Here is a 23521-nt window from a genome sequence, read left to right as displayed (position 1 = left end):
CCACTAGTGGGCTCCGTACCCGCCTTCGGCGTTCTCGTAGGCGGCCGCGGATGCCGCGTCAAGGTGGGAGAGCGCGGCTTGCTCGGCTCGCTCACCGTCACCCGACTCGATGGCGTCCACCAGCTGAATGTGCTCGCTCCACGAGTGGGGTGCTCGTTCCGCGGCTCCCAGCCGGAAGACCCATTGCACATGGAGGTACAGCGCCTTGGCGATCGATGACAGCCAGGGGTTTCCGCTGATCCGGAGGATGCGCAGGTGCAGGGCCGTGTTCAGTTCGGCGACCCGCCGCAGATCCTGCTGCTCCGTCGCCTCGCGGCCCTGCTCCAGCAGCGCCCTCAGGGCGGCCACGTCCGCCGCCGTCGCCCGCTCGGCCGCCAGCCGGGCGGCCAGCGCCTCCAGGCGCTCGCGCACGGCGAACATGTCGGCGATGGTTCCGCTGCTGGGGGAGGCGACAACCGCCCCTCGTCTGGGCAGGATCACGACGAAACCCTCTGCCTCTGCGACGCGCAGTGCCTCCCGGACCGGGTTGCGCGAGACGCCGAAGTCCTCGGCCAACCGGTCCTCGGTCAGCCGCTCACCGGGAGGGTAGTCGCCATTGATGATGGCGGTCCGTAGGGCGGCGAGGACCTGGTCGCGTAGCGGCAGGTGTTGAGCACCGAGCTTGTCCCGCAGGTCTTCAGCCACCTGATCGCCTCTCCATGAACGTCCAGCCGAAGTGTATACGAAGAACAATTTGTGGAGGATAGCCGACAGTGTTGAGAACAAAGCCCCGCGTCATGCGCTTCCGCGTCACAGCGAGAGGAAACCCGGATCTCCTGAAGCGAAGGCAAGCCCTCGTTGTCGTGCTCACGTTCCTGACCGGCTGCGCCGACGCCGTTGGCTTCCTCTCCCTGGGTGGCGCCTTCTCGAGCGTGATGACGGGCAACATGGTCCTGCTCGGGCTCTCCGCGGGCAGAGGCGAAGCAGATCTGGCCCTGACGTCAGGCTGCGCCATCGTCAGCTTCATCGCCGGAGTCCTCGCGGGAGCCCGACTCGCCGGTTCGGCGCAGCCGGGCGACCCCGTCTGGCCGGGTCGGGTCACCCGGGCGCTCGTCCTGGAACTCCTGGTGTTCGTCGTCTTTCTCGTCGTCTGGGAGCTCAACCCTGCCAACCGCTCGGAGCACGTCGATCTTGCTCTCCTGATGCTGTCGGCAGCGGCGCTGGGCGTGCAGAGCAGTGCCATCCAGCGGTTCGGCGTACCGGGCCTCTCCTCCACATACCTGACAGGCACGCTCACGAGCCTGATCGCCGGTGTTGCCGCTCGGACCCCTTGGCGTGGCTTGCGGCCCAAGGCTCAGGTCCTGGCGGCCCTGATGAGCGGCGCCGCTGTCGGTGCCCTGGTGGCTGTACACCTGTCCGCGTGGTCACCGGCACTGCTGATCGTGCCACTCGTGTTCGTCATCGCCGTGTCGTCGCGGATGGCTGAGGAACCCGGCGTCGAGGTGTCGCCCACCGCTCGGTAGGGCAGAAACAGTACGGCGGGGGCGCGGCGACGTCAGGGCGCGGCTGCCACGTGCTCCCGCGCGGTCGGTCCGTCGACCGCCAGGTCGGTCAGGTCGCGCAGACTGCGGACGGGGGAGAGGAGCAGGGCCAGCGGGGCCAGCACTGCCGCCCCGGCGAAGGCGAAGAGGGTGACCCGGGCACCGACCAGCCCGGCGAGGGCGCCGGCGACCAGCCCGCCGACCGGGATGGCGCCCCAGGAGACGAACCGGACCGTGGCCATCACCCGGGAGAGCAGCTCCGGTGGGCTCGCGGTCTGCCGGTAGGTGCGGGTGGTCACGCTGAGCACCACCACGCCGCCGGCGAAGGCCACGTTGCCGACCGTGAAGGCAAGGTACGCCGGCCAGCCGACACCCACCGGGACGGCGAACGCGCCGCCGACGGCGACCAGGCAGGCCACCACGAGGGAGCGGGCCGTGCCCCACCGCCGGGCGATCCACGGGGTCAGCGTGGCGCCCACCAACGACCCGACGCCCTCCACGGCCAGCAGGACGCCGACCAGCGCGGCCGGCGCGTGCAGCTCCCGGACCAGGTAGAACGGGTAGACGGCGAGTTGGGCGCCGCAGACGAAGTTCACCGCCGTGGCCGTCCACATGGTCGGCCCCATCACCGGGTGGCGCGTCACGTAGCGCCAGCCCTCACCGATCATCTCGGCCAGCGGGGGCCACCGGTCCGGGGCGTCGACCCGCCGGGCCGGCAGCGAGCGCAGCAGCGCGGCCGAGACCAGGTAGCTGGCCGCGTTGACCAGCACCGTCGGCACCGCGCCGAGCGCCTGCACCGCGAGCCCGCCCAGGGCGGGGCCGCTGAGCTGGGTGGCGGCGTGCGTGGCGGAGGTGAGGCTGTTGCGGGCATGCAACTGCTCCCGGCCGACGATGGCCGGCAGGAAGGTGGCGTTGGCGACGTCGAAGAGCACGTTGGCGAAGCTGACAACCAGCGCCACGACGACCAGTTGGGCGACGGTCAGCCAGCCCCACCACCAGGCGACGGGGATGGACGCCACCGCCACGGCGCGGGCGAGGTCGGCGCCGACCTGGGCGCCGCGCAGCGGCAGCCGCTGCACGATGACGCCGGCGGGCAGCCCGACCACCAACCAGGCGACGTAGCTCGCGGCGGCGATCAGACCCATCTCGAACGCGGACGCGTCCAGCACGGTCAGGGCGGTCAGCGGCAGCGCCACCGCGCCGACCGCCGACCCGACCGAACTGGTCGTGCCGGCGGTCCACCAGCGCCAGAACACTCCGGCCCCCTGCCTGACGGTCATGCCGTCGACCCCCGTTCACGAGGCAGTGAGTTCCAATCTGAAACGGACTATAGTCGACGAGGGCGACCGGGCGGGAGGTGGCAGGTGAAGCGGACGGATCTCGGCGACGCCGACTGCGGCATCGCGCAGGCCCTCGGCGTGCTCGGCGACTGGTGGACCGTGCTGATCGTCCGCGACATCGCCGGCGGCACCACCCGGTTCGACGCCCTGCAACGGGAGCTGGGCGTCAGCCGCCGGGCACTGACCGAACGCCTCGGCGCGCTGGTCGAGCACGGCGTGCTTCGCCGCCAGCCGTACTCGGCGCACCCGCCGCGCTACGACTACCTGCTCACGGCCAAGGGGGAGGGCCTGCTGCCGGTGCTGGTCGCCCTGCAGGGCTGGGGCACCCGGCACGTCATGGGCGCCGGCGACCTCACCGCCACCGCCGACGCGGACTCCGCCGAGGCTCGCCGCGTACACCAGCTGGTCGGCCGACGGGTACCGACGATGACCCTGGCCCGGCACGACGGTGGCGAGGACGCCCCAGCGGCGGCCGGCAAATGGACTGCGCTCTACCTCTTCCCTGGGGCCTTCGCCCCCGGCGCCCAGGGCCTGCCACCCGGCTGGGAGGACATCCCCGGCGCCGTCGGCTGCACCCTCGAATCCCGCACGTACGCCGACCGGCACGACCTCTTCCGGGCCGCCGGCGCCGAGGTGCGCGGGGTGAGCACCCAGCGCCCCGACCAGCTGCGCGCGTTCGCGGAGCACGCCCGGCTGCCGTACCCGCTGCTCTCCGACCAGGACGGCCGGCTCGCCGCCGGCCTGCTCCTACCGACCTTCCGGGCCGGCGGGGTGGACCGGCTCAAGCGGCTCACCCTGCTGCTCGACCCGGACGCCGTCGTGCGCGCGGTGCAGTTCCCGGTCGCTGACCCGGCCGGCTCGGTAGACGAAATGCTGGACCTCGTCGCGCGGCAGCGTTTCCCCTGAGCACACGTTGCGGAAACCTCGGTGCGGCCGCGCGGGGCGAGCGAAACGGGGGCGGGATCGGCGTATCCGGGGGGAACTGGCTGAGCCACTCCCGGAACTCTCCTGCGGTCACCGGCATCGCTGGCTCCTGCCCTTGTTCGACCGGAACCTACATCGGGGTCGACGGATCGGCGGAGCGTTACGCCGGCGCCGGGCCGACCCGGCGGCGGGCGGCGGGCACGACCAGCGGCGTCCCGGTCTCGGGGTCGTCGATGACCCGGCAGGGCAGCCCGAACACCTCCTCGACCAGGGCGGCGGTCACCACCCGGCGCGGCTCCCCGGCGGCGACCACCGCGCCGTCGCGCATGGCCACCAGGTGGGTGGCGTAGCGGGCGGCCTGGTTGAGGTCGTGCAGCACCGCCACCAGGGTGCGCCCCTGCTCCTCGTGGAGCCGGGCGCACAGGTCCAGGACCTCGACCTGGTGGGCGATGTCCAGGTACGTCGTCGGCTCGTCCAGCAGCAGCAGCGGGGTCTGCTGGGCGAGCGCCATGGCGATCCACACCCGCTGCCGCTGCCCGCCGGAGAGCTGGTCTACCGGCCGGTCGGCGAGGTCGGCCACGCCGGTGTCGGCCATCGCCCCGGCGACGATCCGCTCGTCGTCGCGGGACCACTGGCGCAGCAGCCCCTGGTGCGGGTGGCGACCGCGGGCGACGAGGTCGGCGACGGTGATGCCGTCCGGGGCGACGGAGGACTGCGGCAGCATGCCGAGGACGCGGGCGACCTCGCGGGTGCCGCGCCGATGGATGTCCGCGCCGTCGAGCAGGACCGCGCCGGCGGCGGGGCGGAGCAGCCGGGCCAGCGCGCGCAGCAGCGTGGACTTGCCGCACGCGTTGGGACCGATGATCACGGTGAACGAGCCGTCGGGTACGGGCACCGTCAGGTCCTCGGCGACGGTCCGCCGCTCGTACGCGAGGGTCATCGCCCGGCCGACCAGCCGGGGGGTGTCGGCGCGCATGGGTGGTGCTCCGTTCTCGTGGGGGCGGGTCACAGCCGGCCGGCTCGACGTTCGGTGGCCAGCAGCCAGACCAGGTGCCCACCGCCGAGCACCCCGGTCACCACGCCCACCGGCAGTTGGTGCCCGGTGACGGCGCGCTGCGCGAGCTGGTCGGCGGCGACCAGCAACGCGGCGCCGAGGAGGGTGGCCGGCAGCAGGTTCGGTCCCGGCGCCCGGGTCAGCCGGCGGGCCAGGTGCGGCGCGGTGAGCGCGACGAACGACACCGGTCCGGCGGCGGCCGCGGCGAGCGACACCAGCGCGACCGCCGCCGCGAGCAGCAGCGGCCGCAGCCACCGCACCGGCACGCCGAGCGCCGTGGCAAGGTCCTCGCCCATCCCGGTCACGCCCAACGCCCGCCCGCCGGCGAGGACGGCCGGCGCGAGCAGGGCCAGCGCCGCCAGCAGGGGCAGCGAGTTCACCCAGCCCCGCCCATCCAGGCTGCCGGTGAGCCAGAGCGTGGCCCGGGCGGCGTCCATCAGCGGCGCCCGGGTCAGCAGGAAGCCGTTCACCCCGGCGAGGATCGCCGTGACGCCGATCCCGACCAGCACCAGCCGGTGACCGGACAGGCCGCGCCGCCCGGCGAGCGCGTACACCGCGGCGCCGGTGGCGAGTCCGCCGGCGACGGCGGCGGCGCCCAGGGCGAGGCTGCTGCCGCCCAGCACCACCACGGTCAGCCCGCCGGTCGCCGCGCCCTGGGTGAAGCCGAGCACGTCGGGGCTGCCGAGTGGATTGCGGAGCAGCGCCTGGCACACCGCGCCGGCCAGGCCGAGGGCCGCCCCGACGCCGAGGGCCGTGGCGAGCCGGGGCAGCCGCAGGTCGAGGACGATGAACCGGTCGGCCGGTGCGCCCCCGCCGGTGAGCGTGCGCAGCACGTCGGCCGGGCGCAGGAGCTGTTCGCCGCCGGCCAGGGCGAGGACGCCGAGGGCGAGGGCGAGCAGCGCGATCCCGGCGCCGACGGCGAGCGCCCGGGCCCGCAGGCGCAGCGACAGACCGCCCGGCAGGCGCAGCACGATCATCGGCGGGCTCCCCGGTGGACCAGGTGCAGGAAGAGCAGGCCGCCCAGCACCCCGGTCACCGTGCCCACCGGCAGTTCGCCGGGGCGGCCCAGCACCCGACCGGTCAGGTCGGCGGCGAGCAGCAGCACCGGCGCGAGCACCGCGCAGTACGGCAGCGACCAGCGCAGGTCCGGCCCGGTGAGCGCCCGGACCAGGTGCGGCACCAGCAACCCGACGGAGACCAGCGGCCCGCACGCCGACGTCGCCGCCCCGCACAGCAGGGTGACCGCCACGATGGCCGCCGCCCGGATGGCGCCGGGGCGGGCGCCGAGGGTCCGGGCGGAGTCATCGCCGAGGGCGAGCGCGTCGAGCGGGCGGGCGCTGACCAGCGCGACCAGCAGTCCGACGGCGACGAAGGGGAGCACCCGCGGGACGGTGTCGTCGCGCGCGCCGGCGAGCGAGCCGACGGTCCAGAACCGCAGCCGCTCCAGCGACGCCGCGTCGAGCAGCATCACCGCGCTGACGTACGAGTAGAGGACGGCGTTGAGGGCCGCGCCGGCGAGGGCCAACCGGGTGGGGGTGGCACCGCGACCACCGCCGACCGCGTACACGGCGACGGTGACGACGGCGGCGCCGAGCAGCGCGTACCAGATGTCGCCGGACGCGACGCCCAGGACGGCGGTGGCGGTGGCGACCGCGGCGGAGGCGCCGGCGTTGATGCCGAGCAGGCCGGGGTCGGCCAGCGGGTTGCGGGTCAGCGTCTGGGTGACCGCGCCGGCGACGCCGAGCGCCGCGCCGGCGACGAGGCCGAGCAGCGTACGGGGCAGGCGCATCCGGTGCACGACGGCGTACTCGGGGGAGTCGGGTCGCAGCAGGCCGTGCCACACCTCGGCGGGGGAGAGCTGTTTCGCCCCGACGGCGATGCTGAGGCCGGCCACCACGGCGAGCAGCAGCAGGCTCAGCGCGAGACCCGCGAGCCGGCGGGCGGTGCGGCGGGGCGCCCGGGCCGCCGGCGGTGTCGTCGGGGGCGGGGCCGTACGGGTGAGGGACAGGGCGGACTCCGATGCGGACGTTCTTGACAGCGCTTTAGGTTAGGCTAACCTAACTCCGCTGTCCATGGTCATCCCGACCTGTACCGAAGGACCTCGCCATGCTCGAATCCACCGTCACCCGTCGTGGGCTGCTCGCCGCCGGCGCCGGCCTCGCCGCGCTGCTCGCCGGCTGCGGACGCGGCGGCGATCCCGCCGCACCCGTCGCGAAGCCCACCGGCGGCCCCTGGTCCTTCACCGACGACCGCGGCGAGAAGGTCAGCGCGGCCAGCCGTCCCGCGCGGATCGTCGCCTTCACCGGCGTCGCCGCCGCGCTCGTCGACTTCGGACTGGACGAGCAGATCGCCGGCGTGTTCGGCGAGACCCGGCGCGCCGACGGCAGCCGCGACCCGCAGGCCGGCGACCTCGACGTCGAAGGCGTCGAGATCCTCGGCAACGCGTGGGGCGAGTTCAACCTGGAGCGGTACGCGACCCTCCGACCCGACCTGCTGGTCACCCACATGTACGACCCGGGCGCGCTCTGGTACGTGCCGGACGAGAGCCGGGCGAAGATCCTCCCGCTCGCGCCCACCGTCGCCCTGACCACCGCCCGGGTTCCGATGACCCGCCCCATCGAGCGGTACGCGCAGCTCGCCGAGTCCCTCGGCGCCGACCTGTCGGCCAAGAAGGTCACCGACGCCCGGGCCCGCTTCGCCGCCGCCGGCGACGCGGTCCGGGCGGCGGTCAAGGCCAACCCGGGAATCCGGGTGCTCGCCGCCTCCGGCAGCCCCGATCTGTTCTACGTCTCCAACCCGAAGATCAGCACCGACCTGATGTACTTCGCCGAGCTGGGCGTCGACATCGTCGTGCCCACGAAGCTGGCGCAGGGCGACTACTTCGAGTCGCTCAGCTGGGAGAACGCCGGGAAGTTCCCGGCCGACCTGATCCTGCTGGACAACCGCGGCACCGCGTTGCAGGCCGCCGACCTCGCCCGGAAGCCGACCTGGGCGCAGCTGCCCGCCGTGCGCGCCGGCCAGGTCGCCCCGTGGGACGCGGTGCCCCGCTTCTCCTACGCCGGCGCCGCCCCGCTGCTAGAGAACCTCGCCACCGCCATCCGGGGCGCGAAGAAGGTCGCCGGATGAGCACCGCCCTGGCACCGGCCCCGCCCCGGTACCGCTGCTACCCAGCGGTCGTCGTCGGCACCCGGCGCGTCGGCGCCTCCCTGGTCCGGGTCACCCTCGGCGACGACGGGCTGGCCGGCTTCGCCGGCGGCGGACGCGACCAGAGCGTCTCCCTCTTCCTCCCGCACCCCGGTCAGCTCGAGCCGGTGCTGCCCCCGGAGACGGAGGAGGACTGGTTCACCGCCTGGCGCGCCATGGACCCCGCCGTCCGCGCGGTGATGCGCTCGTACACCATCCGGGAGCACCGCCCGGAGCGGACCGAGGTGGACATCGACCTCGTCCGGCACGGCGACACCGGCCCGGCGTCCCGCTGGGCCGGGCGGACCGGGCCCGGCGACCGGGTGGTGGTGCTCGGCCCGGCGGTGCAGGACGAGCGGACCGTCCGATTCCGCCCGCCCGCCGACACCGACGGGGTGCTGCTGGTCGCCGACGAGACCGCGCTGCCCGCCGTCGAGCGGATCCTGGCCTGGCTGCCCGCGGGCACCCGCGCCCGGGTCCTCGTCGAGGCGCCGGACCCGGCCGACCTGCGGCCGTTGCCCACGGCGGCCGAGGTCGAGGTGACCTGGGTCTTCCGCGCGGGGCGTCGGGTCGCGCTGCTGCCCGCCCTGCGTGCCGTTGACCTGCCGACCACGACCCCGTACGCCTGGGTCGCCGGCGAGGCGGGGATGGTGCGGGCGGTCCGGCGGCAGCTGGTCGGCGAGCGCGGGCTGAACCGCCGGCAGGTGACCTTCGCCGGGTACTGGCGCCGGGGTCTGTCCGAAGAGGAGATGCGAGCCGCCGGCGATTAGGAGGTGGTCACCCGCCGCCGGGCGTGCCCGCGGGACGCTGGGTGGGCAGGGGGAGCAGCACGCGGAAGACGGTCATCCCGGGCGCGGACTCGACCCGGATGTCGCCGTGGTGCTTGCGCACCACGATCCGGTACGAGATGTCCAGCCCGAGTCCGGTGCCGGTGCCGACCGGCTTGGTGGTGAAGAACGGCTCGAAGATGCGCGGGCGGATCTCGGGCGGAATGCCCGGGCCGGTGTCCGCCACCTCCACCACCAGCTGGTCGCCCGCGCGTCCGGTACGCAGCGTCAGCACGCCCCGGTCACCCATGGCGCCCAGCGCGTTGTCGATCAGGTTCGTCCAGACCTGGTTCAGCTCGGCCGCGTACGCGGGCACCGGCGGCAGCGCGTGGTCGTACTCCCTGACCACCCGGACGTCGGCGGGGATCTTCGCCTTGAACATCACCAGGGTGGCGTCCAGCAGGTCGTGCACGTCGACGACCTGGAACGGCGCGCGGTCGAGCTGGGAGTACTGCTTGGCGGCGCCGACCAGGCCGGAGATCCGGGTGACCGCGTCCCCGATCTCGCGGATCAGCAGCTCGGTGTCCACGGTGTAGGTCAGCCAGCGCACCGCCGACTCCAGGTCCGCCCGGCCCACCGCCGGCTGCACCCGGTCCAGCCAGGCGGCGTCCAGCCCGCCGGCGACCAGGGTCGGCGCGAGGTCCCAGCCGCCGCGTACCTCGTGTTCGTCCAGCCAGTCGGTCACCGCGTCCTCGGCGTCGGAGGCGGCCATCGGGGACAGCTTCGGTGCGGTCGCCACCCGGGCCACCGCCTCCTCCTGCAACTCCACCAGCCGTTGCAACGCACGGCCGTCCAGCCGGCCGTCGGCGATGAGCGCGAGCTTGTGCCGCATCCCGGCGACCCGGTCCCGCAGCACCGAGGTGGCCCGGACGGCCGCGCCGGCCGGGTTGTTCAGCTCGTGGGTCAGGCCCGCGGACAGCGAGCCGAGGGCGAGCAGCCGCTCCCGTTCACCCACGATCGCCTGGCTGTCCCGCATGCCGAAGAACAGCCCCTCCAGCAGGTGCATCGCCATCGGGAACCAGGAGCGCAGGGCGTGCGCGAAGTGCTCCGCGGGCAGGACGAAGAAGTCCGCGTCGGTCACCGCCCGCATGGAGTTGCGGTAGACCTGCTCGACCTGGTCGTCCAGGTACGCCTGGGTCGCGCCGCCGTACACGCCGCGCTGGTCGGTCCGGCTGACCTCGACGTCGTCGCCGCCCACCCGCCGGTGCAGCGAGACCGTCCCGCGCAGCAGGACGAAGAAGCAGGTCGCGGCCTCGCCCTCGCCGTACACGACGGTCCCACCGGCGCGCTGCTCCACCCGTCCGTGCTCGGCCAGCCAGGCGAGCTGGCCGTCGTCGAGCGCCGCGAAGAGGAACAGGGTGCGCAGCTCGTCGGGGGTGAGCCGGTCGGCCGGGGTGGTCACTGCGCCTCCAGGTAGCGGTGCACGAGGGACACGGCCATCGCTCCCTCGCCGACGGCGGAGGCGACCCGTTTGACCGACTGGGCCCGGACGTCGCCCGCGGCGAACACCCCGGGCACGCTGGTCTCCAGGTGGTACGGGTCGCGGGAGAGCGGCCAGCCGGCGGGGCGTCGCCCGCCGGCGAGGAGATCGGGGCCGGTGACGATGAAGCCCCGCGGGTCGCGGACCAGCAGTCCGTCCAGCCAGTCGGTGCGGGGTTCCGCGCCGATGAAGATGAACAGCCAGGACGTCGGCACGGTCCGGGTCTGCCCGGTACGGGCGTCGCAGAGGGTCAGCTCCCGCAGGTGGTCCGCGCCCGCGCCGCCGACCACCGTGGTGTGCGGGTGCACGGTGATCTGGTCGATCCGTTCCAGCTGGTCGATGAGGTAGCGGGACATCGAGGCGGTGAGGTCGGCGCCCCGGATCAGCAGGTGGACCCGGGAGGCGTACCGCGAGAAGTGCACCGCGGCCTGGCCGGCCGAGTTGGCCCCGCCGACGATGTAGACGTCCTGGTCGACGCAGCTCGGCGCCTCGGTGGCGGTGCTGCCGTAGAAGACGCCCCGGCCGGTGAAGTCCGACAATCCGGGCGCGTCGAGCACCCGGTACGACACCCCGGTGGCGAGGACCACCGTGTGGGCGGCGATCTCGCCGCCGTCGTCGAAGCGCAGCAGTCGGGCCGACCCGGCGGCGCTCAGCCCCACCACCTCGCGGGTGCTCAGCAGCTCGGCGCCGAACTTCGTCGCCTGCCGCCGGGCCCGGTCGGTGAGCTGGGCGCCGGAGACCCCGTCGGGGAAGCCGAGGTAGTTCTCGATCCGGCTGCTCTGCCCGGCCTGGCCGCCGGTGGCGCGGCGTTCCACCAGCACCGTCCGCAGCCCCTCCGACGCCCCGTACACCGCTGAGCCGAGTCCGGCGGGGCCGCCGCCGACCACCACCAGGTCGTAGAAGTCCGTCGCCGGCGCCACTGTGAGCCCGGCCACTGCGGCCAGCTCCGTCTGGGTCGGCGCCACCAGGGTCTTGCCCTCGGCGGTCACCACCAGCGGCAGGTCCGCCTCGGTCGCCCCGGCCGCGTCGAGCAGCCGGGCGCCCTCCGGCTCGTCCACCAGCAGCCAGCGGTACGGCACCAGGTTGCGGGCGAGGAAGTCGCGGACCGTGAACGACGGCGCGGACCAGCGGTGCCCCACCACCCGGAGCTCGGCCAGGGCGGCGTCCGGGCTGGCCGCCCAGGCGTCGAGCAGGGTGTCCAGCACCGGGTAGAGCTTCTCCTCCGGCGGATGCCACGGCTTGAGCAGGTAGTGGTCGAGGTCGACCACGTTGATCGCGTCGATGGCGGCGTCGGTGTCCGCGTACGCGGTCAGCAGCACCCGGCGGGCGGCCGGGAAGAGGTCCATCGCCGCCTCGAGGAACTCGATTCCGGTCATCTCGGGCATCCGGTGGTCGGCCAGCAGCAGCGCCACCTGCTCGCTGCGTAGCTTGATTTCGCGCAGCGCGTCCAGGGCCTCCGGCCCGGAGTTCGCCCGCACCACGCGGTAGCGGTCGCCGTACCGGCGGCGGACGTCGCGGGCGACCGCCCGGGACACCACCGGATCGTCGTCGACGGTCAGGATCACCGGGTTCGCCATGGCGCCCATAAAACCACCTCGCCCGCGCCGGGTGAACGGGCCTGCGACGGGAGTTCCCGCTTCGCCCCTTCGGGCACGAGCCGTGACCCGGATCGGCCGCGCGGTGGCCCAGCCGCGGAAGTGAGTAACATCGGCAGCTGAGCAACGATCGCGCCACCCTTTGAGAGGTTCCCCATGAGCGCCGATGCCGGTAGCTACGAGGTGCAGCAGTACGACGACATCGAGGACGACGGCGTCCTCGACGGTTCCGACACCCTCGAGGACGGTGTCGAGGACCCGCTCGACGTCGGGATCGTGGCGAGCGATCGGTGGTCGGGCGCCAACCGCTTCGGGACCACCGCAGCCGAGGAGCACGCGGGCGAGTCGCTCGCGCAGCGGCTCGCCGAGGAGGAGCCCGACCTCTCGTCCGACGAAGATCCCGCCCCCTACGGCGACGAGGACGAGCTGACCCGGCGGGGGTTCGACCGCGACCTGCGGGCCGGGCGGCTCGTCGACACCAACGACGGCTTCGGCGAGGATGTCGAGGCGGACTCCGTGGGCAGGGACGTCGGGGTCGACGGGGGTGGCGCCAGCGCCGAGGAGGCCGCGGTGCACGTGATCGATGAGCCCTATGCCGAGTCGGAGACACCGCTGTGGGACGCCGACGTCGAAGGCGGTCTGGGCGGCCTGGTGAACGACCGGTAGCGGCCGGTTCGCCGGGTCCGGCCGGTCACCCCGTCCAGGGCTGGGGGCCCGGACAGGGTGACCGGCCGGTCGCCGACTCACCAGGGCGCGGGCGCCGGCGGCGGTACGACCGTCGGACGGTCGTTGCAGGTGATGGTGTTCGGCAGCAGCCACGGCGCCAGCCAGCCACCGTCGTTGCCGCCGAGGTCGGTCAGGCTGAACTCGGAGCCGGCCGGGGTGAAGTGGAACGATCCGCAGTTGTTGACCCCGACCGCCCCGACGTTGCGGGCGTCGACGTCGGCGAACGAGGCGGCCCCCGCCGCCCGGGCGCTGACCACCGAGGTGCCGGTGCCGTCGACCCGGATGCCCTGGAAGTGGACGCCGGTGATGGACACCTGGTCCTTCACCGGCCAGTCGCTGACCAGCATGATCGCGTTGAAGGTGTTGTCGAGGAAGGCGTCCCCGACGACCTGGATGTCCGCGTCGATGCTGCGGTCCAGGGCGTAGAACCAGATCGCACCGAGCCCGATGTTCCAGTTCAGCTCGTACGTGCCCGCGCGCACGGTGGTGTTGTCGGTGATCCACAGCTGCCCGGTGAACGGCTCGGCGCCGAACCGGGAGCCGACCTGGATGGCGCTGCCCTCGCGGACCGGATCGGCGACGAGGTTGTGCGACACGGTGTTGTCGGTGCCGCCGTAGAGCGCGATGCCGTTGGCCAGGACGGGCGACTGCACGGTGTTGTGGTCGAAGGTGTTGTGCGCGTTGCCGGTCCGCTCGGACCACATGGCCAGGCCGTCGTCGCCGGTGTTGCGGACGAAGCTGTTCGAGACCGACGAGTGGGTGACGCCGGTGTGGAAGTTGACGCCGTCGGCGATCTGGTCGGCGATGACGGTGTCGGTGACCCGCAGGTCGGTCATCGGTCCGTCGAACCACATGCCCACCTTGGTGTGGTGCAGGTACAGCCCGTCGATGGTGGAGTGGTTGAGCGCCCCGCCGATGGCGTTGACCTGGTCGAGGTCGATCCGCTCCCGGACGTCCCCCTCGATGGCGAAGCCGGACAGGTGCACGTTGCTGCTGCCGCCGGCCGCCGCGTCCCGGCCGTAGAAGCCGACCCCGGTGTGCACCGAGCCGTCGGGGGCGGGGGTGTCCAGGGCGACCTCCCGGCCCCGGAACACCGTGTACCAGCTGCCGGCGCCCTCGATCGTCACGTCGTCGACGATGATGTGCCGGTTGATCTGGTACGTGCCCGGCGGCAGGTAGACCGTGCGGTGGGTGCCGCGGGCGGCCGCGATGGCGCGGTCCAGCGCGTCGGCCGAGTCGCGTCGGCCGGACTGGTCGGCGCCGAGCGCGACGGCGTTCACCGCGTGCGGTGCGACGTGCGGCGGGCCGACGAGCTCGGAGTCCAGCAGGTCGATGACGGTCCAGGCGGCGGCGCTGCCGGCCGGCGCGGTCAGCCGGACGATCTCGCCGGCGCGGTGGGTGCGGCCCAGCAGCAGGCGCTGCTCCTCATAGAAGTGGTGCGGCCGGAACGGCGTGCTGATGGTCGGCGCGGGCGTGGTGGCCGCCGGGACGCAGGAGCACTCGGTGATCCACCAGTCGGGGTGCAGCAGCCCGGCGTCGGGGTCGTTGCTGAACGGGTACTGGTTGTAGAGCCAGGCGTACTGCGAGGTCAGGGTCATCGTGCGGGGCCGACCGTGGCCGACGGCGACGTCGAGGGGCGCGGTGATGCCGCCGCCGTCGGGCGGAGTCCGGGATGCTGTACCGGACGGTGATCGCGTCGGCCGCCGCCGGCAGGGTGAACTCGACGTACTGCCCCGGGGTTCAGCCGGACCGCCCGGCGGCCGGAGGCCTCGCCCGCCAGCGTGTACGCGGACCGGTCGGGACCGATCACCGTGCCGGTGGTTCGGGCGTGTTCGGCCTCCTGCTCGAGGAAGCCGACGGCGGCGCCACGGCCGGCGACGAGCGACGGATCGAGGGCGGCCCGGGTGACCACGGGCGCCGGACCGGCCGCGGCGGCGCCCCCGGTGAGCACGCTCAGCGCCACCGCCGCGGTGACCGCGGCGGCCCGGGCGGCGCGGCGGCGCCGGCGTCCCGACGCGGCGTCCTCGTCGAAGCTTCCGTACATCGGATGACCCACTCTCTCGGGTTGGTCTTGACGGATGCCGCCGCCCCGAGGTTCCGATGGCGCCGTCGCGGGGACGGGGCCCGCTGGGGCGGCCATGGGCGTGGCCCGCTCATGTTATTGCTACAAGTTGTAAATATTCAAGCATCGCTTTGTTCACATCTTGCGATGACGTCGCGGTCGGGCCGGTGCCGGCAGGGTGGCCACCGGCTCCGACAGGCGCGCCGCCGGTCATGCCAGGAGGGTGTCGAGGGTCCGGCGCGCGGTGTCGGCCATGACGGGATTGGCATCAGGTCGTCGTGCAGCCACACGCTGAAATCATCGGGCAGTACGTGGTTCATTTCTTGCAAGAATCCGACGTAGGATTGCGGCCGTGACGAAACGGTTGAGTGAGGTGGCCCGCAAGGCGGGCGTCAGCGAGGCCACCGTGAGCCGGGTGCTCAACGGCCGCGGCGGCGTCTCCGAGGCCACCAGGACCGCGGTGCTCACCGCGCTCGACGTGCTCGGTTACGAGCGGCCGACCAAGCTGCGCGGCGAACGGGCCCGGCTGGTCGGGCTGGTCCTGCCCGAGCTGCAGAACCCGATCTTCCCGGCGCTGGCCGAGGTGGTGACCGGCTCGCTGGCCCAGCGGGGCTTCACCCCGGCGCTCTGCGCCCGCACGATCGGCGGGGTGTCCGAGGCGGACTACGTGGAGATGCTGCTGGACCACCAGGTCTCCGGCGTCATCTTCGCCGGTGGCTCGTACGCCCTCGCCGATGCCACTCACGAGCACTACCGTCGGCTGATCGACCGCGGGCTGCCGGTGGTGCTGGTCAACGCGGGCGTGGACGAGCTGGAGTTCCCCCGGGTGTCGACCGACGACGCGGTGGCCGTGGAGCAGGCGTACGGGCACCTGCGCTCGCTCGGGCACGAGCGGATCGGCATGGTGCTCGGCCCCGAGGACCACGTCCCGTCGCGGCGCAAGCTCGCGGCGATGCAGCGGATCGCCGGCTGGAGCGAGGCGGGGGAGTGGGTGGAGCGGTCGAGCTTCTCGATGGAGGGCGCGCGGGTGGCCGCCACCAAGCTGGTGCACCGGGGGATCACCGGCATCGTCTGCGCGAGCGACGTCCTGGCGCTGGGAGCGATCCGTGCGGTGCGCCGGCTGGACCGCACGGTGCCGGAGGACGTCTCGGTGGTCGGCTTCGACGACTCGGCGTTCATGACCTGCACCGATCCGCCGCTGACCACCGTCCGGCAGCCGATCGAGACGATGGGTCAGGCGGCCGTCGACCTGCTGGTGACCCAGATCGAGGGCGCCGGCGTGCTCGGCGACGAACTGCTCTTCGAACCTGAGCTGGTGGTGCGCGGTTCGACCGGGCCGGCGCGGGCCGCGACCGGGTAGCGCGGGACGGAGCACAAAAAGGACGGACCCTCCCGAGGTCCGTCCTTTTTTTGCGTCCGAAACGACGCCAGTCCTTGTCTTTCATGTTTCGGTTCGGTTCTTGCGCGATAGGGTCCGGCTTTGTATCGTCATCGCCACGAAACATGCCGTGCACGAGAGCTAGATCACCATCCCGCACGCCGGTCCGCCGCAGATCCAGGCGGCGGGTCACTGGCGGAGACGGATCAGTAGCAGGGTTCGGCCGCGGTGACGATCACCGCAGATCAGCGAACGTCATGGAGACTCCCGTTCCCGAAGGGATGGACAGATGTCCGTACCGAAATACCGGAAGGCTGCGGCGTCAGCGCTCGTGGCCGGCCTGGGGCTCAGCCTGGTGGCTTGCTCCACGAAGAGTGACGACGCCAAGACCGATGCCGGCGGCAAGGTCACCATCACCGTCGACTGCCAGCCGGTCGGCGCCCAGAAAGAGCTGCTGAAGAACTGGAACGACGATGTCGTCGAGTTCCAGCGGCAGAACCCGAACATCGTCGTCAAGAGCGTCAGCGTCGGCGAGCAGTGCAACAACCCGCCGGACTTCACGGCTCGCCTCGCCGGCGGCACCGTGACCGACCTGTTCTACGGGTACATGACCGATCTCCAGCAGGTGCTCGACTCCGGTCAGGCGATGGACATCACCGAGTTCGCCAACAAGGACACGGTCCCCACCTGGGACAGCGTCGACCCGGCGCTCAAGGAGGTCTTCACCGACGGCGGCAAGCTCTATGCCGTGCCGGTGAAGAACTACTCGATGGGCCTGGTCTACAACAAGGTCCTGTTCCAGCGGGCGGGGCTCGACGCGAACAACCCACCCAAGACGTGGGGCGAGGTCCGGGCCGCCGCCAAGAAGATCTCCGCCCTCGGCAACGGCATCGCCGGCTACTCGGAGTACAGCGCCGGCAACACCGGAGGCTGGCACTTCACCTCCCTGCTCTACTCCCAGGGCGGCCAGGTGCTGACCGCGGACGGCAAGAAGGCCGACTTCAACAACGCGATGGGCAAGCAGGTCCTGCAGAACCTCAAGGACATGCGGTACGGCGACAACAGCATGGGCGACCGCCAACTGCTGCAGTGGGCCGACCTGCTGACCAACGCCGGCGCGGGCAAGGTCGGCATGTTCGTCGGCGCGCCGGACGCCACCCAGGCGATCGTCAGCCAGTTCCAGGGCAAGTTCCAGGACTGGGCGATGGCTCCGCTGCCCGGCCAGGATGGCGCCGCGAAGGCGACGCTCGGTGGCGGCGAGGGTTACTTCTTCAAGAAGGGCCTCACCCCCGAGCAGGTCAAGGCCGGTCTGAAGTGGATCGCGTACGAGAAGCTGACCCCGGGCAAGGGCCAGTTCGACTACGTCCGGTCCAAGCCGCAGAACTACCCGGTGGGCCTGCCCCAGCCGCTGCTCTTCGCGGGCGGCAGCGACGCGCAGAAGCAGGAACTCGAGCTGCGCAAGGCGAACGCGAACGTCGACACCGCCAACTTCGCGATCTTCGAGGCGAACCCGGTCCCGATCAAGGGTGAGCCACGCAACGCGCAGGCGATCTATGCGGTGCTCGACGCCGCGATGTCCGGTGTGCTGACGAACCCGAACGCGAACATCGACGCGCTGCTCAAGACGGCCGAAGACAAGGTCAACCAGCTCTTGGCCGCCGAGAAATGATCCGCAGGTGTGGGGGCCGGCCCGCCGCCGGCCCCCACACCGTCCGCGCCGCACCGTTCGGTCACCGACTCACCCAGGAGTTGCCTTGGCGATCACCACCGTCGCGGGGACGAAGCGAGAACCGGGTCGCCCCGCGTCGCCGTACCCGGCAGGGCCGCGGCGGCGTACGAGCCTCGGTCGCAAGGTACGCGACAATCTCACCGGGCACGCGTTCCTGATCGGCGCGGTGATCTGCTTCGGGTTCTTCTCCTGGTATCCGATGATCCGCGGCGTCGTCATGAGCTTCCAGCGCACCCGGCGCGGCGTCACCACCTGGGTCGGCTGGGACAACTACGACCGGATCATCGCCGACCCCAGCTTCTGGACGGCCTGGAAGAACACGTTCTACTTCACGATTCTCGCGCTGGTACTCGGGTACGCGGTGCCGTTCCTCGTGGCGATCCTGCTCAACGAGTTTCGCCACGCGAAGGGGTACCTGCGGATCCTGGTCTACCTGCCGGTGATGCTGCCGCCGGCCTCGGCGCTCTTCCTCTTCAAGTTCTACGCGTACGACCCCGGCGACGCGGGACTCTTCAACTCGGTCCTCAAGGCGCTGCACCTGCCGACCTCGCAGTGGATGCAGTCCCCCGAGATGACGATGCCGGCGATGGTGATCGCGTCGACCTGGATGAACATGGGCGGCGCGGTACTGATCTACCTGGCGGCACTGCAGAACATCCCCGGCGAGCTCTACGAAGCGGCCGAGCTCGACGGCGCCGGCATCTGGCGGCGGATCCGCCACGTCACAATCCCGCAGACCCGGCTGATCCTCGTGCTCCTGGCGATGCTGCAGATCGTCGCCACGATGCAGTTCTTCATCGAACCGTTGATCCTCGCGAACGGTACCGGCGCGGAGGACTCCGCGACCTCGGTGGCGTACCTCATCTACCAGCACGGGTTCTTCCAGAACGACCTCAACGGCGCCGCGGCGCTCGGCGTGATCATGCTCGTGGTGCTGGCCGGCTTCTCCGCCGTCTACGTGCGGCTCAGCTCGAGACAGGACTAGGACGGGACGAGGAATGGCACAGGACTCCGGGACCCGGACCCTCATCTCCCACGCTCAGCTTCGGCGGGGGCGCGGCAAGGTCATCTACTGGACGCTGCTGGCCGTCGTCGTCGTGGGCTTCACGCTCGTCTTCCTCGGGCCGCTCTACTGGATGGTCACCGGCGCGCTCAAGTCCGGCCAGGAGATCGCGCAGACCCCGCCATCGCTGTTCCCGAAGGATCCGCAGTCACAGAACTACGCCGATGCGTGGAACAACCTGAACCTCGCGAAGCTGCTGTTCAACACGTTCTACTACGCGGCCGGCGCGCTGCTGTTCCAGCTCGTCCTCGACACCGCCGCGGCGTACGCCTTGTCGAAGCTTCGACCGGTGTTCGGCAACGTGATCCTCGGCCTGATGCTGGCAACGCTGATGATCCCGGCGATGGTCCTCATCGTTCCGCAGTACGTGACCGTGATCGACCTGCCGATCCTGCACATCAACCTGCTCGACTCGCCGTTTGCGATCTGGCTGCCCGCGGTCGCGAACGCGTTCAACATCTTCCTGCTGAAACGGTTCTTCGACTCGATCCCGGAGGAGCTGATGGCGGCCGCCCTCATGGACGGGGCGACGCCGCTGCGCACGCTGTGGTCGATCATCCTGCCGATGTCGCGCCCCATCCTCGGCGTCGTCTCGATCTTCGCCGTGACGGCGGTCTGGAAGGACTTTCTCTGGCCGAAGCTGGTCATGCCGTCGCCCGAGACCCGGACGGTCAGCGTCGGTATCTACGCCTTCTCGGGCGGTACGCCCATGAACGTGGTGGTCGCCGCGTCGGTCATCGCCGCGATCCCGACCGTCATCGTCTTTCTGATCTTCCAGCGGAACATCATGTCCGGTCTGACCACAGGCAGCCTCAAGGGATAGCCCCGAAGGTGCGCGGCGAACAACGACAGTTCGCCCGATACACATCCAGGTCCGGCGAACCCGCCGACGTACTGACGCAGAAAGCAGGTGCTCGTGTCCACACCAGACATTGGTCCGTGGTGGCGTGGAGCGGTGATCTACCAGGTGTACCCACGTAGCTTCGCCGACGGCAACGGCGACGGCATCGGCGACATCGCCGGCATCCGGTCCCGGCTGAACCACCTGTCCGCGCTCGGCGTCGACGCGATCTGGTACAGCCCCTGGTACCCGTCGCCGATGGCCGACGCCGGCTACGACGTGGCCGACTACCGCGACATCGACCCGGTCTTCGGCACCCTGGCCGAGGCGGAGGCGCTGATCGCGGAGGCACACGCACTCGGCATCCGGACCATCGTCGACGTGGTGCCGAACCACTGCTCCGACGTGCACCCCTGGTTCCAGGCGGCGCTGGCCGGCGGCCCGGACGCCCCGGAACGCGAACTGTTCTGGTTCCGCGAGGGACGCGGCCCGAACGGCGAGCTGCCGCCGACCGACTGGGTGTCCTCGTTCGGGGGCCGCACATGGACCAGGACCACCAACCCGGACGGCACGCCGGGCGACTGGTACCTGCACCTCTTCGCCCCGCAGCAGCCCGACTTCAACTGGGACCACCCCCGGGTGCGCGCCGAGTTCGAGGACATCCTGCGGTTCTGGCTCGACCGGGGCGTGGACGGCATCCGGATCGACTCGGCGGCGATGCTGGCCAAGGACCCGACGCTGCCCGAAGCCACCGCGGACGGCCCGAACCCGTTCGTCGACGTGGACGCGGTGCACGAGATCTACCGCAGCTGGCGGCGGATCGCCGACAGCTACCCCGGCGAGCGGGCGCTGATCGGCGAGGTGTGGCTGCCCGACCATGAGCGGTTCGCCAACTACCTCCGCCCCGACGAGCTGCACGCGGCCTTCAACTTCGACTTCCTCGGCTGTGCCTGGGAGCCGGCCGCGCTGCGGGCCTGCATCGACACGACCCGCACGGCGCACGCCCCGGTCGGCGCCCCGGCCACCTGGGTGCTCTCCAACCACGACGTCACCCGGCACGTCACCCGGTACGGCCGGACGGACACCACGTTCAGCTTCGCCGCCAAGCGCGAGGGCGTCCCCACCGACCTGGAACTGGGCACCCGGCGGGCCCGGGCCGCCGCGCTGCTCTCCCTCTCGCTGCCCGGCGCCGCCTACGTCTACCAGGGCGAGGAGCTGGGCCTGTGGGAAGTCGAGGACATCCCGTACGAGCTGCGCCAGGACCCGATGTGGGAGCGGTCCGGCCGGGTCGACCCGGGTCGGGACGGCTGCCGGGTGCCGCTGCCCTGGACCGGCGACACGCCGCCCTTCGGCTTCAGCCCGGACGGCGCGGCGACGGCGCCCTGGCTGCCGCAGCCGGTGGACTGGAAGGACCGCACGGTCCGCGCGCAGACCGGCGACCCGCACTCGATGCTGGAGCTGTACCGAGCCGCCATCGCCTTGCGCCGGGCCGATCCGGCACTGGGCGACGGCGAGCTGAGCTGGCTGCCCGCGCCCGACGGCGTGCTGGCGTTCAGCCGGGGCGGCGGATTCCGCTGCCTGGTCAACCTCTCCGACGCGGCGGTGCCGCTGCCGCCGCACGAGCGGCTGCTGCTGGCCAGCGGCCCGCTCGACGACGACCTGCTGCCGCCGGACACCGCCGTCTGGCTGCGTACCACCGAGGAGCCCGGCGGGCCGGCGGCGCCGGCCTGACCCGCGCGGCGCGGCGCCGACGGTCCGTCCCGACCGCCGGCGTCGGCGCCCCACCACCGGAAGGAGCGACGAGACAGCAACCCGCCACACCGCACGGACACGGGGGACCTGGCCGCCTGACGAAAGGGAGAGCGTCGCTCATGGCCCACCACACCATCGGCACCCCGCAACACCTGCGAAGAAGACCGGTCCGCGCGGGCGTGGCCGCCCTCGCCGGCACCCTGCTCGCCGCCGCCTCGGTAACCGTCGTGGCCCTCACCACCAATGCGACCCCGGCCAGCGCGGCCGGCCTGTCCCCGTTCGACATCGCCGGCCGCGGCGCCACCGTCGGATTCGTCGAGCAGGAGGCCGAGAAGGCGGTGCACAACGGCACCCGGATCGGCCCCGACCGGCACTACGGCACGCTGCCCTCGGAGGCCTCCGGCCGGGAGGCGGTCACCCTCGACGCGGTCGGCGAGTACGTCGAGTTCACCCTCACCGCCCCCGCCGACGCGGTGACCTTGCGCTACAGCCTGCCGGACAACGCCGCCGGCACCGGCCGGGACGCCGCGCTCGACCTGCGGGCGAACGGCTCGCTGGTGAAGTCGGTCCCGGTCACCTCGAAGTACGGCTGGTACTACGGCGGATACCCGTTCAACAACAACCCCGGCGACACCAACCCGCACCACTTCTACGACGAGGCCCGCACCCTCCTCGGGGCCACCTACCCGGCCGGCACCAAGATCCGGTTGCAGGTCTCCTCGACCGCCCAGTCGCCCACCTTCACCGTCGACCTGGCCGACTTCGAGCTGGTCGGCGCGCCGATCGCCAAGCCCGCCGGCGTCCTCGACGTGGTGACCGACTTCGGCGCCGACCCGACCGGCGCGACCGACTCGACCGCGAAGTTCCAGGCCGCGGTCGACGCCGGCAAGGCGCAGGGCAAGGCGGTCTGGGTCCCGGCCGGCACCTTCACCCTCTGGGACCACGTCGTCGTCGACGGGGTGACGCTGCGCGGGGCCGGGCCCTGGTACTCGGTGCTCGGCGGCCGGCATCCCACCGATCGCAAGCGGGCCGTCGGCATCTACGGCAAGTACGTCCCCGGCGGCGGGTACAGCGGCGAGATCCGCCCGCACGAGGCCGGCGGGCCCAGCCGCAACGTCACGCTGCGGGACTTCGCGATCGTCGGCGACATCCGTGAGCGGGTCGACGAGGACCAGGTCAACGCCCTCGGCGGGGCGATGTCCAACTCGGTGGTGCAGAACCTCTGGCTCCAGCACACCAAGGTCGGGGCCTGGATGGACGGCCCGATGGACAACCTGACCATCCGCGACAGCCGGATCCTGGACCAGACCGCGGACGGGGTGAACTTCCACTGGGGGGTCACCAACTCCACGGTGACCAACACCTTCGTCCGCAACACCGGTGACGACGGCCTCGCCATGTGGGCGCAGAACGTGCCGAACGTCAACAACGCCTTCACCTTCAACACCGTCGGCGTGACGATCCTGGCGAACAACCTGGTCACCTACGGCGGCCGGGACATCCGGATCACCGACAACGTGACGGCCGACTCGGTCACCAACGGCGGCGGCATCCACGTCGCCAACCGCTATCCCGGCGTGCAGGGCCCGACCGCGGTGGCGGGCACCATCACGGTCGCCCGGAACACCCTGATCCGAAACGGCAACTCCGACTACAACTGGCGCTTCGGCGTCGGCGCGGTCTGGTTCTCCGCGCTCAACGAGCCGATCCAGGGCGCCACCATCAACGTCACCGACACCGACATCCTGGACAGCTCGTACGCGGCGCTGCACTGGATCGAGGGGCAGACCAGCGGAATCAACCTCAACAACGTCCGCATCGACGGCGCGGGCACCTTCGCCCTCCAGGTGCAGGCATCCAGCCAGGTGTCCTTCACCAACGTCCGGGCCACCAACATCGCCCAGGCCAACCCGATGTACAACTGCGTCGGCAGCGGCTTCCAGATCACCCAGGGCGCCGGCAACTCCGGCTGGTACTCGGCGAACCCGTACTGCGGTCCCTGGCCGGAGCCGCAGTGGGGCGGCGGCCCGACCACTCCGCCCAGCCC

The 23521-nt window shown here is 72.1% G+C and carries 18 protein-coding genes and 1 pseudogene; 11 read left to right on the top strand and 8 right to left on the bottom strand.

Features of this window, described 5'->3' with window-relative positions; all coding sequences use genetic code 11:
* Nucleotides 1–3: 3 nt before the first annotated feature.
* Nucleotides 4–684: a GntR family transcriptional regulator gene (locus tag DKT69_RS24355; protein ID WP_236648201.1), complete on the bottom strand. Its 681-nt coding sequence runs from the start codon at nt 682–684 to the stop codon at nt 4–6.
* A gap of 158 nt (nt 685–842) precedes the next feature.
* On the opposite strand from DKT69_RS24355, the gene DKT69_RS24350 reads away from it, so the two are divergent.
* Nucleotides 843–1502 carry a YoaK family protein gene (locus DKT69_RS24350; protein ID WP_161557940.1) on the top strand — a complete coding sequence of 220 codons (660 nt, stop codon included), beginning with the start codon at nt 843–845 and terminating at the stop codon, nt 1500–1502.
* Nucleotides 1503–1534: 32 nt separating this feature from the next.
* On the opposite strand, the gene DKT69_RS24345 is transcribed toward DKT69_RS24350, so the two are convergent.
* Nucleotides 1535–2800 (bottom strand): MFS transporter, encoded by a 1266-nt coding sequence (locus tag DKT69_RS24345; RefSeq protein WP_109803821.1) that lies wholly within the window; start codon nt 2798–2800, stop codon nt 1535–1537.
* Nucleotides 2801–2884: 84 nt separating this feature from the next.
* On the opposite strand from DKT69_RS24345, the gene DKT69_RS24340 reads away from it, so the two are divergent.
* Nucleotides 2885–3766 carry a winged helix-turn-helix transcriptional regulator gene (locus DKT69_RS24340; protein WP_109803820.1) on the top strand — a complete coding sequence of 294 codons (882 nt, stop codon included), beginning with the start codon at nt 2885–2887 and terminating at the stop codon, nt 3764–3766.
* A 178-nt stretch (nt 3767–3944) separates the two neighbouring features.
* Here the strand turns inward: DKT69_RS24340 and DKT69_RS24335 are convergent, their stop codons facing one another.
* The 3 genes from DKT69_RS24335 to DKT69_RS24325 all read right to left on the bottom strand — a co-directional run bounded on the left by DKT69_RS24335 (nt 3945) and on the right by DKT69_RS24325 (nt 6876).
* Nucleotides 3945–4724, bottom strand: coding sequence for an ABC transporter ATP-binding protein (locus DKT69_RS24335; RefSeq protein ID WP_375373464.1), 780 nt, complete (start codon nt 4722–4724; stop codon nt 3945–3947).
* A gap of 65 nt (nt 4725–4789) precedes the next feature.
* Entirely contained in the window at nt 4790–5815 is a 1026-nt protein-coding gene (locus DKT69_RS24330) for a FecCD family ABC transporter permease (protein WP_109803818.1), read from the bottom strand.
* Nucleotides 5812–6876, bottom strand: coding sequence for a FecCD family ABC transporter permease (locus DKT69_RS24325; protein ID WP_109803817.1), 1065 nt, complete (start codon nt 6874–6876; stop codon nt 5812–5814). The genes DKT69_RS24330 and DKT69_RS24325 overlap by 4 nt, the downstream gene beginning before the upstream one ends.
* A gap of 68 nt (nt 6877–6944) precedes the next feature.
* Between DKT69_RS24325 and DKT69_RS24320 the strand changes: the two genes are divergently transcribed.
* Nucleotides 6945–7964 (top strand): ABC transporter substrate-binding protein, encoded by a 1020-nt coding sequence (locus tag DKT69_RS24320; RefSeq protein ID WP_109803816.1) that lies wholly within the window; start codon nt 6945–6947, stop codon nt 7962–7964.
* Nucleotides 7961–8791: a siderophore-interacting protein gene (locus tag DKT69_RS24315; protein WP_109803815.1), complete on the top strand. Its 831-nt coding sequence runs from the start codon at nt 7961–7963 to the stop codon at nt 8789–8791. The genes DKT69_RS24320 and DKT69_RS24315 overlap by 4 nt, the downstream gene beginning before the upstream one ends.
* Nucleotides 8792–8798: 7 nt before the next feature.
* On the opposite strand, the gene DKT69_RS24310 is transcribed toward DKT69_RS24315, so the two are convergent.
* Together DKT69_RS24310 and DKT69_RS24305 are read right to left on the bottom strand one after the other, a co-directional pair.
* On the bottom strand, nt 8799–10250 hold the full coding sequence (locus DKT69_RS24310) for an ATP-binding protein (RefSeq protein WP_109803814.1): 1452 nt from the start codon (nt 10248–10250) through the stop codon (nt 8799–8801).
* On the bottom strand, nt 10247–11905 hold the full coding sequence (locus DKT69_RS24305; RefSeq protein ID WP_109803898.1) for an NAD(P)/FAD-dependent oxidoreductase: 1659 nt from the start codon (nt 11903–11905) through the stop codon (nt 10247–10249). The genes DKT69_RS24310 and DKT69_RS24305 overlap by 4 nt, the downstream gene beginning before the upstream one ends.
* A gap of 174 nt (nt 11906–12079) precedes the next feature.
* Between DKT69_RS24305 and DKT69_RS24300 the strand changes: the two genes are divergently transcribed.
* Nucleotides 12080–12589 carry a DUF5709 domain-containing protein gene (locus DKT69_RS24300; protein ID WP_201749832.1) on the top strand — a complete coding sequence of 170 codons (510 nt, stop codon included), beginning with the start codon at nt 12080–12082 and terminating at the stop codon, nt 12587–12589.
* A gap of 77 nt (nt 12590–12666) precedes the next feature.
* Here DKT69_RS24300 and DKT69_RS24295 read toward each other — a convergent pair.
* Nucleotides 12667–14693, bottom strand: a pseudogene (locus DKT69_RS24295) (glycosyl hydrolase family 28-related protein).
* Between the two features lie 370 nt (nt 14694–15063).
* Here DKT69_RS24295 and DKT69_RS24290 point away from each other — a divergent pair.
* From DKT69_RS24290 to DKT69_RS24265, 6 genes are all read left to right on the top strand, one after another.
* Nucleotides 15064–16071, top strand: coding sequence for a LacI family DNA-binding transcriptional regulator (locus tag DKT69_RS24290; RefSeq protein WP_236648199.1), 1008 nt, complete (start codon nt 15064–15066; stop codon nt 16069–16071).
* A gap of 307 nt (nt 16072–16378) precedes the next feature.
* Nucleotides 16379–17758, top strand: coding sequence for an ABC transporter substrate-binding protein (locus DKT69_RS24285; protein WP_109803812.1), 1380 nt, complete (start codon nt 16379–16381; stop codon nt 17756–17758).
* Between the two features lie 85 nt (nt 17759–17843).
* On the top strand, nt 17844–18803 hold the full coding sequence (locus DKT69_RS24280; protein ID WP_109803811.1) for a carbohydrate ABC transporter permease: 960 nt from the start codon (nt 17844–17846) through the stop codon (nt 18801–18803).
* A gap of 13 nt (nt 18804–18816) precedes the next feature.
* Nucleotides 18817–19704: a carbohydrate ABC transporter permease gene (locus tag DKT69_RS24275; protein ID WP_109803810.1), complete on the top strand. Its 888-nt coding sequence runs from the start codon at nt 18817–18819 to the stop codon at nt 19702–19704.
* 93 nt (nt 19705–19797) lie between these two features.
* On the top strand, nt 19798–21453 hold the full coding sequence (locus DKT69_RS24270) for a glycoside hydrolase family 13 protein (protein ID WP_236648198.1): 1656 nt from the start codon (nt 19798–19800) through the stop codon (nt 21451–21453).
* Between the two features lie 140 nt (nt 21454–21593).
* Nucleotides 21594–23521: glycosyl hydrolase family 28-related protein (locus DKT69_RS24265; protein ID WP_109803809.1), on the top strand; the 1928-nt coding region annotated here is incomplete at its 3' end.

Source organism: Micromonospora sicca, assembly GCF_003172935.1.
GTDB classification, from domain to species: Bacteria; Actinomycetota; Actinomycetes; order Mycobacteriales; family Micromonosporaceae; genus Micromonospora; species Micromonospora sicca.
Note: the sequence above shows the minus strand (reverse complement) of the source record. Positions and strands in the feature narration are given on the sequence as shown.